This window comes from Paenibacillus sp. FSL W8-0194, from assembly GCF_037969745.1.
Taxonomy (GTDB): domain Bacteria; phylum Bacillota; class Bacilli; order Paenibacillales; family Paenibacillaceae; genus Paenibacillus_AQ; species Paenibacillus_AQ cookii.
The window spans coordinates 889,331-902,909 of sequence record NZ_CP150205.1; the positions used below are offsets into that span (position 1 = coordinate 889,331).

A 13,579-nucleotide genomic window follows, 5' to 3' on the forward strand; every position below is an offset into this window, starting at 1 on the left:
ATTTAATTACACTAATATAATAATAACAAAATAAACGATTGTTATTATGGGGATTTCACTCCCCATCCTAATCTTGGGCTCATTTCAGAAGCTCCGTTGGGAAGGCTCATTGCGGGCTCGCATGATTGGAACATCATGTTCACGGGGATCGGCGTGCTCAGTTTGATTGTCAGGATGACCCGGGTCCGGTCCGGTGAGAGGCTATATTGGGGGGATTCTGATCTCAAATATGAAATTTTTTTATCTTATAACGAACAAATGATAATTTTTTACCAAAATTGCACGCCCGCCTAACATTCCGTTGACACTTCCTCCCTATAGTGAAGGTGTAAGCGATAGATCCGGATGACCATACGCTTCATAAATCGAAGTTAACGATAGGGAGGCCACGGAACATGAGAACAAAAGGGAAGGTAAACGAGAGGACCGTCTTGAAAGTGAACGCGAAAGGAACAACGGGGATGGAGCGGGATACATACGCGCCGGGGGGGAAACGGATTGCCTGGTCCTGGCCTGGCAAGGCAGCGGCGCTGGTTCTGGGCACGGCCCTGCTGCTGACCGCCTGCGGACAAGGAGGAAGCGGCTCGGCGGGCAGCCAGGATACGCCTGCTAAACCGGCGGAATCCGTGCAAGGTTCGGCGGCCGCGTCCGGCAGCGAAACGCCGGAGGCGCTGTACGAGCAAGCCAAAAAGGAAGGCAAGGTCATCGTCTACTCCACGTCGGGACGGGCGAACGATGCGGCGGAGACGTTTATGAAGCAGTACCCGGGCATCAAGGTCGAGGTGAGCAAGGTCAAGTCCGACGAGATGATGGACAAGGTGACGAAGGAACAGGAAGCCGGACAGTTCAACCCGGACGTCATCATTACGAAGGAAGTGAGCGGAGCCGTCGAAGAAGAGATGGTGAAGCCGGGGAGATACGTCAAATACCTGCCGGAAGACCTGGCTGAGAAGGTGGACGAGCCGTACCGCACGCAGGCCGAAGGATACGCCAATTATCTGGAGTTCCGCACGCTTTTCTATAATACCGGTCATTACAAGTCGGCTCCGGTCACCAACTGGTGGGACCTGACGACCCCTGAATTCAAAGGCAAGGTGTATACGGCCGATCCGCTCAGCTCGCCGGCGTTCATGGATTTGTTCACGACGATGGTCGTCCACAGCGACGATATGGCGGCGGCATACAAGGAAAAATTCGGGAAGGATATCGAGCTGCACGGCACGGAAAACGCGGGGTATGAGTTTATCAAACAGCTGTTCGATAACGGGCTGGTCGTGCTGAAAGGAAGCGACGACGTGCTGGATGCGATCGGCAAGGGTAGCAGCGACGCGGTCGGGCTCGCCGTGTCCGGCGACGTATCGAAGGTCGAGGAAAAAGGCTGGAACGTGCGCCCGATCTACGACATCAAGCCGAAGACGTCGGTGCCGGATTCCGGCTACCTGTTCCTGGCGAACAAAGCGCCGCATCCGGCCGGAGCGAAGCTGTTCATCCGCTGGATGATGGGCGAGAAGGACGGCCAGGGCGAAGGCATGGCTCCGTTCAACGAGGTCGGCTCCTGGGTGCCGCGTTCGGACGTGAAGACGAAAAACGAGGTGGCTTTCGAGGACCTGAACCTGTGGATTTACGACGGGGAGAAGCTGTACTTCGAGGCGCCGAAGGTCCGGGATTTCTGGATCAAGCAGAAATGACAAACGTGAATGACACAGGCAGGAGGAAATCCGGATGCTGCATAAACCCATGCTGAATACGTGGCAGGCCAGATGGCTGAACCGGTGCCGCAATGCGCTGCGGAATCCGCTGTACCTTATTGGGGCGGCGGCCCTTCTGTTTCTCGCGTACACCATCGTTTGGCCGGTCCTGAACTTAATCTACTCGACATTCATTTGGAAAACCCAGGATGCCCGGCTCACGCCCGCGGCGGATCCGGGGCACCTGACGCTGTACCACTGGAGCCGCGTGCTGGCGAGCGACATGAGCTGGTCCCTTTTTTACAAGCCGGTGCTGAACGCTTTATCGGTGGGGGTGACGGTTTCGGCGCTGTCCATGGTTTTCGGCTGCGGGCTTGCCTGGCTCGTGACGCGGACGGACGTTCCGCTGAAAAAGACGATCACGTTTCTGGCGATCATTCCGTATTTGCTGCCTTCGTGGATGCTGTCCCAGGCGTGGCTGACCTTTTTCAAAAACGACAAAATCGGCGGCACGCCAGGCATTTTGCAGTCGCTGCTGCATGTGGCGCCGCCGGACTGGCTGTCGTACGGATTCGTGCCGATCGTGTTGACCCTTTCCATCCACGACAGCGTATATTTTTTTCTGCTGGTTGGCGCGGCGCTCAGCTCGATGAACAGCCAGCTGGAGGAGGCGGCCGAAATGGCGGGGGCAAGCCGGCTGCAGGTGCTGCGGCGGATCGTGTTTCCCCTGATGCTGCCGTCGGTGCTGTCGGGCTTCATCCTGATTTTCACGAAGGCGGTCAGCGCCTACGGCGTGCCTGCCCTGCTCGGAACCCCGGTCAACTTCTACATGATTTCGACGATGCTGTATTCCAGCATGCGTTCGCGGCTGACGACCGAGGCAAACGTGCTGTCGCTGACGCTGATGCTGATCACCATGCTGGCGATCTATTACAATCAGCGCCTCATCGGCGGCCGGCGCAGCTACGTGACCGTGTCGGGCAAAGGAAGCGCGGTAACGCACATGCCGCTGGGCAAATGGCGGCTTCCGGCTGCGGTGACGACGGTGGCCGGGATGGTGGCCGTCGCGGTCGTGCCGTTTTTGGTGCTGCTGCTGCAAACGTTCCTGCTGAAAAACGGCTCGTTCAGTCCCGGCAACTTCACGCTTCATTACTGGGCGGGAGGTTCCGATCCGAATATCAACACTGGAGAAAAGGGCGTGCTGCAGAACCCGATTTTCCTGCTCGCCCTGAAAAATTCGCTCGTGATCGCGGGCATCGCCTCGGTTGCGGCCGCGGTGCTCGGGCTGCTGTTCGGCTACGCCGTCGCCCGCGGCAAAAATACGGCCATGGGCAAGCTGGTGGACCAGCTTTCGTTTTTCCCGTATTTTATCCCCGGCATTTCGCTGGCGGCGATTTACATTACGATGTTCGCAAAACCGGTCCTGTTCATTCCGGCGTTGTACGGCACGATTACGATCATAATCCTGATCACGATAGTCAAAGAGCTGCCCTTTACCGTCAAGGCGGGCGGCGCCGCCATGATGCAGATCGGACCGGAGCTGGAGGAAGCGGCTGTGCTTGGCGGCGCCTCCTGGTTTACGCGCTTCAAGCGCCTGCTGCTGCCGCTTAGCCGCAAGAGCCTGCTGTCCGCCTTCATCCTCGTGTTCATCGGGGCGATGAAGGAGATGGAGCTGATCATCATGCTCGTGACGCCGCGGACGGAGACTCTGACGACGCTCACCTTTTATTATGTGGAAAAAGGATACGACCAGCTGACCAACGTCGTGCTGATGATCATTATCGCGATCGTCGTGGCGGTTTACGCGCTTGCGGTAAAGTTCGGGAAGGCCGATTTGACCAAAGGATTGGGAGGGCAATGAATGAACGCGATTGAACTGCGCCAGATTCATGTGCATGTGCAGCGGAAGCATATTTTAAAAGGCATCGACCTGACGATCGAAGAGGGGGATTTCGTGACGCTGCTCGGTCCGTCGGGCTGCGGCAAAACGACCCTGCTTCGGACGATCGCAGGGCTGCAAAAGCTGAATGAGGGGATGGTCGTGATTTCCGGTAACCGGGTGGCCGACGGAAGCCTGGCGTATCATCTGGATCCGGCCAAGCGGGGCGTGAGCCTGGTGTTTCAGAGTTATGCTCTGTGGCCGCATATGACCGTCTTCGACAATGTTGCCTTTGGCCTGCAGGTGCGAAAGCAGCCGAAGGCCGAGGTCCGGCGGAGCGTCATGGCCGCTCTCGACAAAATGCGCATCTCCGAGCTGGCGGACCGTTATCCCGGCGAGCTCTCGGGCGGGCAGCAGCAGCGGGTCGCCATCGCCCGGGCGATCGTGACGTCCCCGTCGATCCTGCTGCTCGACGAGCCCCTCTCGAACCTGGACGCGAAGCTGCGGACCGAGATGCGCGCCGAGCTGAAGCGGCTCCACCGCGAGCTGGGTACGACGATCGTCTATGTGACGCACGACCAGCACGAAGCGATTACTCTGTCAACGAAGGTCGCGGTATTTTTCGGCGGCGAACTCGTGCAGGCGGATACGCCGCGGGAGTTGTACCGGCGTCCCCGGACGCTGCAGGTGGCCGAATTCATGGGTAGCTCGGATTATCCGTTGAACCGGATTGAGGGGATGTGCCGCCGGAACGGAGGCGAATCCATGCTGGCAACGCCGCTCGGCAGCTTCCGGCTGTCGGCGCCGTTGGGCGGCGGAGCGGACCGCGCCGTGGTCCTGACCTTGAGGCCGGAGGATGTCGTGCTGCACGAAGCGCGGGTCCCCGGCTCGATCCCGGTGAAGGTCGAAGAGGTGCTGCCCGCCGGCGGCGAGACGCTGGTGAGGGCGGCCTTCGGTCAGGAGAAGCTGAGCGCCCGCGTCATGGGAGATCCGGATTACGCTCCGGGCCGCGTGTTGTATGCGACCTTCCGCAAGGACCGCATCAACCTGTACGACCGTGAAACAGGCATACGGCAGGAGTTGGGCGTGTCGACCATTACACCTATATTGGAGGAAATACACCGATGAAAATTGACTTTCACTTTCATGTTAAACTGTCCAAAAAAACCGATTTTTCCATGGACCATTTCAACGAGATGCTGGACGAGGCCCGCGAGCAGGGGCTTGAGGCCATTACGCTGACCGAGCATTTCAATACGCGCCGCTTCGACGAGGTCTACGGGACGCTCGACCGGCTGCTGCCGTGCAACAACCATTATTATGACCGCGACGGCTTCAAAATTTTTACGGGCATGGAAGTGGACGTGGCCGAAGGCGGACACATCCTCGTCTCGGGGCCGAAGGACGCGCTGCTTGAAATTCGCGCGCTGCTTGAGCCGCATACGACGCCGGATTCGTTCATCGGGCTTGCGGAGCTGTTCGATATGTGCGAACCGCGGGGCATGATGGTGATCGGCGGACACCCGTTCCGCGAGTCCAACCATCTGTATCACGTGGATCGCGAGCTGCTGCGCCGGTTCGACGCCTTCGACCTCAACGGCAAGGATCTGCATGAAATCGGCATTCAGGAAAACATCGCCCTGGTGCTGCCGCTCGGCGCGGAGCTGGGCGTGCCGGTCGTGGCGGGCAGCGACGCGCACCAGATGTTCCAGGTCGGATGCGTGTACAACGAGCTGCCGGGGAACTACGAAACGGTAGCCGAGCTGAAGGCCGCGATCCGGGAAGGGGCTTGCAAACGATTCATTTCCCCGAGCCTGCATCTGCAGGTCCGAGCCGCAAACGCGGTGAAAAAGCTGCTGAAGAAAAAGGTCGAAGTGAAGGCCGTTTAACGTTTCATTTCATTTATCGTTTAGGCCGTTGTTCATTCATCCCTTTGGGAGAGGAGGCAAGCCCATGAATCTGGAGCTGGAAGGCCAGAAACTGTCGCGCGGGCATCAGCGGGTCGCGGATTATATCAGCAAACATATGGAAGATATCCCGTTTATGGTGGAGGAGGAGATCGCGGCCGCCTGCCAGGTAAGCACGTCGACGGTGTCGCGTTTCTGGTCCGAGGTCGGATGCAAAAACCTGAAGGAATTCAAGCAGAAGGTAAAGGACGAAATGCTGCTGTCCCCGTCGCAGAAGCTGCAGTCCGCGTTTTCCAAAATGAACGAAAATGACGCCGCCGCCAGCCTGCTCGTCGGTGCGGATTATTTGCGGCAGACGGCCGACCGTTTGAGCCAGGAGTCGTTCGACCGGGCGGCTTCGCTCCTGCGCGAAGCGGGGACCGTGTACCTCTACGGGCCGGGCTCCGCCGAAAGCCTCGCGGCTTTGACCGATTTCCGGCTGACCCGGTTCGGGATGAGGGTCAAGCGGCTCGACCGCGGCGGGCATGAGCTGTTGAACCTGCTGGTGCATGTGCAGCCGCAGGACCTCATCGTCATGTTCGGCTTCGTATCCGAGTCGCCCGAACTGTCGGTGCTGTTCGACTATGCCGGGATGAAGGGGTGCCGGACCTTGCTGATCACGGATCTGGCGGTCAGCCCGATGCTGGAGAAGGCCGACGTGACCCTGTTTACGGCACGCGGCCAGCTCTGGGAGTTCCACTCGATGGTCGCCCCGGTCGCCCTGCTCGAGTCGCTGATCGTCGCCGTCGGCAAGCAGATGGGCGAACAGGCGGTCACGGGAAGCGAGGAGCTGCACGAGCTGCGGCAACGATATTCGAAGATGCTGCCAAAGCGGGTTTAGAGCCTGCATGGCGGCTTTTTTGCTATTAGCAATCTATTGCTTTTGAATCATTTTGTCCATGCACTGATGAGGATCTTATTCATCCTTTACTTTTGTGTTAGAATTGTTCCAAATTGTAAACGCTTTATATTTTGGCCTTCAGGCGCGAAGATGGAGAACTTTGCTGAGTGGGCGTGCAGAGTTGGTCGTATATGCCTTCCAATTAAATTCATTATGTTTGGGTATAAGGTGGTGCAAGATGTGCTGAAGATGCTCATTGTTGACGACGACAAGTTTGAACGGGATGGCGTCCGTTTTTTGGTAGAGAAATATGGATTTGATCTGGAAATTGCCGAAACGGGAAGCGGCGAAGGAGCGATTTCTTACCTCGATCACCACGACGTCGATATTTTGCTGTCCGATATCCGGATGAAGGGAATGGACGGGCTGCAGCTTGCAGAGAAAGTAAGGGAATCCGGACGGCCTATCAAAGTTATTTTCATGAGCGCCTACGGCGAATTCGAGTATGCACAGCGCGCCATCAGCCTGGAGGCGGTACGCTATTTGCTGAAGCCGGTTCAGGTTGGAGAGTTCATCAAGGTATTGTCCCATGTGATTCAGCAGTGTGAACAGGAACGGCTGCAGAAAGAGAAGCAGGAGCGGATGCAGCAAGCCTACTTGAAGGAGGTCCGTTTCGAGAAGCAGAAGATTCTCACCAATCTCATTCTAGGGCAAGCCGTGAAGGAACCGGTGCCGATGCCGATCAGCAGCATATGCGGCTATTCCTTGATCCGTATGCTGATGCTGACTTCGCGCAGCCGTTTGTTTGACCGGGAGGACTTTGAAGTGAAGCTGGCGGAGGCGGTAGACCGTGGTTCTGAATTGATTCATTTGAATGAGTTTCAGGGGCTGCTTCTCGTTGAAGCTGCTGCGGATGAGTCGGTGGAGGTGTTTACAGAGCTCGGTCAGGAAATCATCAACCGGGTCAAGGAAGATTACGGCCAGAACATGATGGTTGCTGTCAGCGGTCCGATTGACGAGTCCAATCAGCTGTATCAGGCGTACCAGGAGCTGGAGCCCCTTCTGGAGATTTCTTTTTTTCTGGAGGAAGGAACCGTGCTGCAGGCAAACCGGACGGTCCCGACGGGGGAAGGCGATATGATGGCTTCCGTCAATGATGCCATGGAGGAAATCAAGCAGTATATCCAGTTAAGCCGTTGGAGCATTGTCAGACTGAGGTTCGAGCAATTGTTCGACACCGTGCAGAACTGCAAGCAGCTCTCCGTCGTCTACATCAAATATGTGTGCATGGAGATCGTCAGATCGATCTTTGACGTTACTTCGGGCATTCAACCCGGCTCGTTCAAGAAGGAGCTTGAGAAAATCAATAACGCTGCCAGATTACACGATTTGCGCAGGGTGATGCAGGCTATTTTGGATGAGCATATCCCCTCTGGCGAAGGGTACAGGGACGGGATGCCGAAGGCAATCGAGGAGGTCGTTCGGATGATACATACCAAGTACCAAACCGATCTGTCGCTGGAATGGCTGGCGAAGCAGGTCTATTTGTCTCCAAGCTACTTAAGTTATTTGTTCAAAAAGGAAAAAGGGATCAGTATCAACAAATTCATCACCATGTACCGGATGGAGAAGGCCAAGGAACTGCTGCTGACGACGAATCGTAAAATTATCGACATCAGTCAGGATGTGGGATACAGCAATTTTCCCTATTTCAGTTCGTTGTTCAAAAGCCACTATGGCGTATCGCCATCACAATACCGGGGAGATCAGTGAGCCATGAGACGGGAGCGGTTGTGGCTATTTGACCGGATGCGTTTCAAGCACAAGCTGTTCGTATCCTATTTGACGGTCATCATTATCCCCATTCTGGTGCTCGGGCTCTACGCCTATCATCAGTCCAAGCAAATGTTGGAGTATCAGGCGCTGCAGGGAATTGAAAAGAACGCGGGCACGATCACGGAGAGCATTGAGAAGTCTCTGGAACGGTACAATCATACGATACGATCTATTATTTATAATGCGACCTTTGAGAAAATCGTGACGAACGACTATATCGACCTCGTTAATTTGTCACGCGATCTGAACGGCTACTTGCTGCCGTATTTTAACATGATGAAAAACATGGACCAGAACATTGAACAGATCACGTTCTACACCCAAAGCTCCGTTCCGGAATTTGGAGATGCGCTTCTCTCCGCATCACGGGTTAGCGAGGAGCGGTGGTACCATGACGCCCTTCTGGCCGCTCCAAACCGGAATCAATGGTTTTTCGACGACGGATTGATCGTGACTGCGCAATTCCCCAACTTTTATGCGAAAGGAAATACGAACCTCGTCTATATGAGGATCAATGCGAAGGATTTGTTTAATTTATCGGATACACTGCAGGATAATGCTATTTTTATCGCAGATGAGAACCAGCGATTAATCTATGCCAACCCAAACGCCAGCCAGCGTCAACGACTGCTGTCCGGGGATTTGTCGAAAGAAGACGGCAGTATGATCGTCGACGGGCAAACTTCATTTTTTCTGGTCAAGAAGGAAATCCAGCAGACGAACTGGACTTTCTATTGCTTTGTTCCAACGAAGAAATTAACAGAGGGAGCCGGCTCGATCATCAGGGTTACCCTGGGTTTGATTCTGATCTGCATTGCTGCGCTGCTCGTTATTATTTATATTTTCTCCCGAACGATGATTCGGCGCATTTATGCGCTCAACTCTATGATGAAGCGGGTAGAGATGGGGGATTTGAGCCTTCGGGTGGCAAGCACGTCCAGAGACGAGATCGGGGAGATGACAAACCGGTTCGGACGGATGCTGTTCAGGCTTAATGAATTGATTGACGAATCCTACCGCAGCAAAATCGTGCAGAAGGAGGCGGAGCTCAGAGCCCTGCAGTGGCAAATCAACCCGCATTTTTTGTACAACACGCTATCTTTCATCAACTGGCAGGCGATCAAAAGCGACTCTCATGAGATCAGCCACGTGGTGACCTCTCTTTCGAGGTTTTACCGGACGGCGCTCAACCGGGGGAACAACATTACCTCCGTCAGGGATGAACTCGAAAATATGAAGTCCTATGTGGAAATTATCCAGATCATGCGTGATTACAGCTTTGACGTCGAATATGAAATTGAGGAAGCGGTATACGGTTACCATACGATCCATCTGATCCTTCAGCCGCTTGTCGAGAATGCGATCCTCCATGGCATTGACCAAAAGGAGGCGGAACGCGGCCTGCTGACAGTGAGGGCGAGGGTATGTGACAACACGATTGTCTTTGACGTGGAAGATAACGGGCCGGGAATGCCGCCGGATACGGCCGAGAGAATTCTGACGGCGCATTCCACCGGCTACGGACTTAAAAATGTGAATGACCGAATACAGCTTCTGTACGGGCCGGAGTACGGGATTTCCGTCAGCAGCCGACTCGGGCAAGGCACGATCATGACCATCACCGTCCCGAAATATCAACAAAATACCATGGAATAGATGATACGAATTTTGGCCGGTGACAAGCCCCATGAAATCCGTAAAAAACTGAATCGTTTCCAAAATATTTGATAATTTCTTTACGTTGAGCCTCTGCTATAGTTTTCACTATAGAAAGGGGTGATGGCAATGAAAGAATCGTGTACATCCAAGGTGCATAACGCATGCTGACAAAAGATACCCGAAAAAAGATCAAACAGTACCGTATTCTGCTGCTGATGATGGTTCCGGCGGTCATTTATTACATCATTTTCAACTATGCTCCGATGTATGGTGTGCTGCTGGCTTTTAAGGATTTCAAGATTACGCAGGGAATCTTAGGGAGTCCTTGGGTCGGGTTCAAGCATTTTGAAATGATTTTTGAAGATCCCTACTTCTACACAGTGCTACGAAACACGCTCATGATCAGTGTATACAAACTTCTCTTTGGTTTCCCCGTTCCGATTCTGTTTGCTTTAATGCTAAGCGAGATTACCAGTACGAAATTCAAAAGGGTGGTACAGACGGTATCGTATTTGCCGCATTTCATCTCTTGGGTTGTATTAGCGGGGATTTTCTTTACGATTTTCTCGCTTGATGGTCCGGTCAATATGATTGTCCACCTGCTTGGCGGCGAGAAGACGCTCTTCCTGGCAGATGAACGCTACTTTCGGACGATTCTGGTAGTTACGTCCATCTTTCAGGGCTTTGGCTGGGGCTCGATCATTTATTTCGCTGCATTATCGAATATTGATCCCCAACTGCATGAAGCGGCTGTCATGGATGGCGCCGGACGTTTTCAACGGATGTTCTATATCTCCATCCCTATGCTCGCTCCTGTAATCGCTATCATGCTCATTCTGTCCATGTCGGGCATACTGGATGCCGGATTCGATCAAATCTTCAATATGTACAATGTCAAAGTGTATAACGTCGCGGATATTATCGACACCTATGTGTACCGCAAAGGCCTGGTTGAAATGGACTACAGTTATGCTACAGCCGTAGGGCTTTTCAAATCGGTTATCGCTTTAATCTTGATTGTTGCCGTCAATACTGTCGTGAAGCGGCTGGGCGGGAAGGAGCACGCATTATGGTAGAGTTTCTAACGAAGGAGCGGTCGGTATGATGAACATCAAGAAGACGGCGGGGGACAAAGTGGTGGACGCCCTGCTGTATCTTATCATGCTGCTGATTATGATCGCTACGCTGTACCCGTTCTGGACGCAAATTGTCATTTCGTTTGACGGAGCGGATACGGAAGGAGCTGCTTATGCCACGGGCCTCGTTCTCTTCCCCAAGCAATGGACATTCGGAAGCTACAAACTGGCCATGGAGTTCGATGAACTGTGGAGGGGGTACTGGAATACCATTGTTCGTACGACCGTAGGCGTCGTTCTATCCGTATTCTTCACGGCGCTGTCCTCTTACCCGCTGGCCAAAAAAGACCTTCCGTTCAATCGGACACTGACCAGCTTCATCTTGTTCACGATGCTCTTCGGCGGCGGCTTGATCCCTACTTACCTCATCATCAAAGAACTTCATATGCTGAACACGCTATGGGCACTTGTCATCCCCGGTATGATCGGATCGTTCAACGTACTGATTATGCGAAATTTCTTCAGATCCATTCCGCATGAACTGGAAGAATCGGCTAGGGTCGATGGCGCCGGCTATCTTCGAATATTCGTTCAAATCGTCATTCCTCTCTCCAAACCCGTACTTGCCACCATCGCTCTGTGGGTCGGAGTCGGGCACTGGAATGCCTGGTTCGACAGCATGATCTATATTTCAGATCCGCACAAGCAGGTGCTGCAAATTGTATTGCGCAAAATCATCATTCAGAACGATATGACAGATATCAATAATGTGATCCAGAACATAGGGAAGGAGACTGTTTTCTCCGGCAGGCAGCTGCAGGCGACGGTCGTCATGCTTTCAATTATTCCGATGCTCGTGGTGTATCCGTTTATTCAGAAATATTTCGTTAAAGGCGTTATGATCGGCGCGGTTAAAGGTTGAATTGCTCATGTTTGAAAGCGATCTCAAGAAAGGGATGATTGAATTGAAGAGAAGCTGGTTGAACGGAATATTGGCAGGCGCCCTGCTTATCTCGGTCCTGTCGGCCTGCAGCAAGACGGAATCCCCCAAGGGAGCCGATCCCGGCAGTGCCTCGGAGAATGGAACCAAGGCCGAGGAGAAGATGAAGCTGACATTCTGGAATTTGGATGATGCGACAACCACGAATTCACCCATTGTTGAGAAGCTGAAACAGGAGTACGACATCGATATTGATTTTATTAGTTCATCAAGAGATGCAATGAAAGAAAAGCTGAACCTGATGATCGCTTCCAACGAAATCCCCGATTGGTGGAAGGAACCGAACTTCCCGGATTACGACAAGCTGATCGAGCAAGGGGTTGCGACTGAGATCCCGCAGAATCTCATCGAGCAGCATATGCCCAAATACGTTTCATGGTTGAAAAGATATCTGGGCGACGATCCCTTCAAATATGTAAGAAGAGACGACAAAATCTATGGACTGCCGGTTATATGGGATATCGGAATCGACGGCATCCAGCTTGCTTTCCGCAGTGACTGGATGAAGAAGGTCGGTATCGCCAAAACGCCGGAAACGCTGGAAGAAATGGAAACGGCGCTGACCAAATTCCGGAATGACGACCCGGACGGCAATGGCAAAAAGGACACCTATGGCATCACCGCTTCGGCAGATAATATCGAATCGATGTTCAGCTCCGTATTTGGCGCTTTTGATGCGTATCCGAATATTTTCCGGGTAAAAGACGGCAAGATTGTCCGCGGCGAGATTGAGCCGGGGGCCAAAGAGGCGCTTACCGTGCTGAATCGCTGGTATAAAAATGAATTGATCGACCCTGAATTTGTCGTTAACAAAGGGAGCAACGTTGAGGATAAAGTGCTGGCCGACAAGATCGGCGCCATAGAATACTACTGGTGGTCATTCCTTCCGGGCAATGCCTTCCTGGGAGGCGAACAATGGTACGACAAGCTCAAAAAGAAGAATCCGGATTTTAATTTTGAAACGGTGGGCGGCGTTAAGGGTCCAAGCGGCAGCTACGGTATCTCGCAATACAATCCGGCTTTCGCTTCCGGCATCATGTTCGGCAAGCAGCTGGCACAGGATCAAAACAAGCTGATCAAATATATGCAGGTATTTGAAGCTACGGAGTTTGAGCCGGCTATGTATGAGCTGATGAACTTCGGCGTGGAAGGTCAGCACTGGAAGAAGGGCGATAAAGGTACGGTCGAATTCATCCCGCCGTACGATGATGAAAAAGTACGCAAAAAAGCGGGAATCGGCGGCTTCTCTTTGCCAGGCTCCTTCAATGATTACAATTTCCAAACCGCATATACGTCGGATCAAGACTTGCGCAAATTGGCGCAAGATACCCGGGCGAAAGGCACACAAGTGATTGATATTCTATCACCGTTCAATAAGCCGGTGTACAACGATTATCAAGATAAATTGAGCCAGTTCACGCTCACTACCTATATCGACTTTATAACGGGCCGCAAATCTCTCGATGAATTCGATAAATTTGTTGCCGAGTGGAAGAAGATGGGCGGAGACAAGGTGCTGGAAGAAGCTCAAAAAATATATGATGAAAATTTAAAATAATCTGTTAGAAAAGTGGGAGGCCTTGTTCTGGCTTTAGATGAAGAGGGCCTCCTTACATTTCCTAAAACGTTAGAGGTCATTAAGGAGGACACCAAA

10 protein-coding genes are annotated in these 13,579 nt (G+C 53.2%); all 10 read left to right on the plus strand.

Going from position 1 to position 13,579, the window contains the following annotated elements; translation table 11 throughout:
• Positions 1 to 395 precede the first annotated feature (395 nt).
• The 10 genes from MKY58_RS03815 to MKY58_RS03860 all read left to right on the plus strand — a co-directional run bounded on the left by MKY58_RS03815 (position 396) and on the right by MKY58_RS03860 (position 13,483).
• Positions 396 to 1,688 (plus strand): extracellular solute-binding protein, encoded by a 1,293-nt coding sequence (locus MKY58_RS03815; protein WP_339323530.1) that lies wholly within the window; start codon positions 396 to 398, stop codon positions 1,686 to 1,688.
• 34 nt (positions 1,689 to 1,722) lie between these two features.
• A complete protein-coding gene (locus tag MKY58_RS03820) occupies positions 1,723 to 3,549 on the plus strand; it encodes an iron ABC transporter permease (RefSeq protein WP_339323531.1) in 1,827 nt (608 codons plus the stop codon).
• Positions 3,550 to 4,695 carry an ABC transporter ATP-binding protein gene (locus MKY58_RS03825; protein ID WP_339323532.1) on the plus strand — a complete coding sequence of 382 codons (1,146 nt, stop codon included), beginning with the start codon at positions 3,550 to 3,552 and terminating at the stop codon, positions 4,693 to 4,695.
• Positions 4,692 to 5,456 (plus strand): PHP-associated domain-containing protein, encoded by a 765-nt coding sequence (locus MKY58_RS03830; protein WP_339323533.1) that lies wholly within the window; start codon positions 4,692 to 4,694, stop codon positions 5,454 to 5,456. The genes MKY58_RS03825 and MKY58_RS03830 overlap by 4 nt, the downstream gene beginning before the upstream one ends.
• A gap of 64 nt (positions 5,457 to 5,520) precedes the next feature.
• Positions 5,521 to 6,354 carry a MurR/RpiR family transcriptional regulator gene (locus MKY58_RS03835; protein ID WP_339323534.1) on the plus strand — a complete coding sequence of 278 codons (834 nt, stop codon included), beginning with the start codon at positions 5,521 to 5,523 and terminating at the stop codon, positions 6,352 to 6,354.
• A 249-nt stretch (positions 6,355 to 6,603) separates the two neighbouring features.
• Positions 6,604 to 8,127 carry a response regulator gene (locus MKY58_RS03840; RefSeq protein WP_339325041.1) on the plus strand — a complete coding sequence of 508 codons (1,524 nt, stop codon included), beginning with the start codon at positions 6,604 to 6,606 and terminating at the stop codon, positions 8,125 to 8,127.
• Positions 8,128 to 8,130: 3 nt separating this feature from the next.
• Positions 8,131 to 9,846, plus strand: a complete 1,716-nt coding sequence (locus MKY58_RS03845; protein ID WP_339323535.1) for a sensor histidine kinase — start codon at positions 8,131 to 8,133, stop codon at positions 9,844 to 9,846.
• A 164-nt stretch (positions 9,847 to 10,010) separates the two neighbouring features.
• A complete protein-coding gene (locus MKY58_RS03850; protein WP_339323536.1) occupies positions 10,011 to 10,925 on the plus strand; it encodes an ABC transporter permease subunit in 915 nt (304 codons plus the stop codon).
• Positions 10,926 to 10,950: 25 nt separating this feature from the next.
• On the plus strand, positions 10,951 to 11,847 hold the full coding sequence (locus MKY58_RS03855) for a carbohydrate ABC transporter permease (RefSeq protein WP_339323537.1): 897 nt from the start codon (positions 10,951 to 10,953) through the stop codon (positions 11,845 to 11,847).
• 7 nt (positions 11,848 to 11,854) lie between these two features.
• The gene (locus MKY58_RS03860) at positions 11,855 to 13,483 is read left to right on the plus strand and encodes an extracellular solute-binding protein (RefSeq protein ID WP_339323538.1); all 1,629 of its coding nucleotides are present in this window, start codon (positions 11,855 to 11,857) and stop codon (positions 13,481 to 13,483) included.
• Positions 13,484 to 13,579 lie beyond the last annotated feature (96 nt).

Bases quoted from the DNA above. Each gene is read 5' to 3' on its own strand.
- MKY58_RS03815 (WP_339323530.1), top strand. From the start codon at position 396: ATGAGAACAAAAGGGAAGGTAAACGAGAGGACCGTCTTGAAAGTGAAC.
- MKY58_RS03820 (WP_339323531.1), top strand. From the start codon at position 1,723: ATGCTGCATAAACCCATGCTGAATACGTGGCAGGCCAGATGGCTGAAC.
- MKY58_RS03825 (WP_339323532.1), top strand. From the start codon at position 3,550: ATGAACGCGATTGAACTGCGCCAGATTCATGTGCATGTGCAGCGGAAG.
- MKY58_RS03830 (WP_339323533.1), top strand. From the start codon at position 4,692: ATGAAAATTGACTTTCACTTTCATGTTAAACTGTCCAAAAAAACCGAT.
- MKY58_RS03835 (WP_339323534.1), top strand. From the start codon at position 5,521: ATGAATCTGGAGCTGGAAGGCCAGAAACTGTCGCGCGGGCATCAGCGG.
- MKY58_RS03840 (WP_339325041.1), top strand. From the start codon at position 6,604: ATGCTCATTGTTGACGACGACAAGTTTGAACGGGATGGCGTCCGTTTT.
- MKY58_RS03845 (WP_339323535.1), top strand. From the start codon at position 8,131: ATGAGACGGGAGCGGTTGTGGCTATTTGACCGGATGCGTTTCAAGCAC.
- MKY58_RS03850 (WP_339323536.1), top strand. From the start codon at position 10,011: ATGCTGACAAAAGATACCCGAAAAAAGATCAAACAGTACCGTATTCTG.
- MKY58_RS03855 (WP_339323537.1), top strand. From the start codon at position 10,951: ATGATGAACATCAAGAAGACGGCGGGGGACAAAGTGGTGGACGCCCTG.
- MKY58_RS03860 (WP_339323538.1), top strand. From the start codon at position 11,855: ATGTTTGAAAGCGATCTCAAGAAAGGGATGATTGAATTGAAGAGAAGC.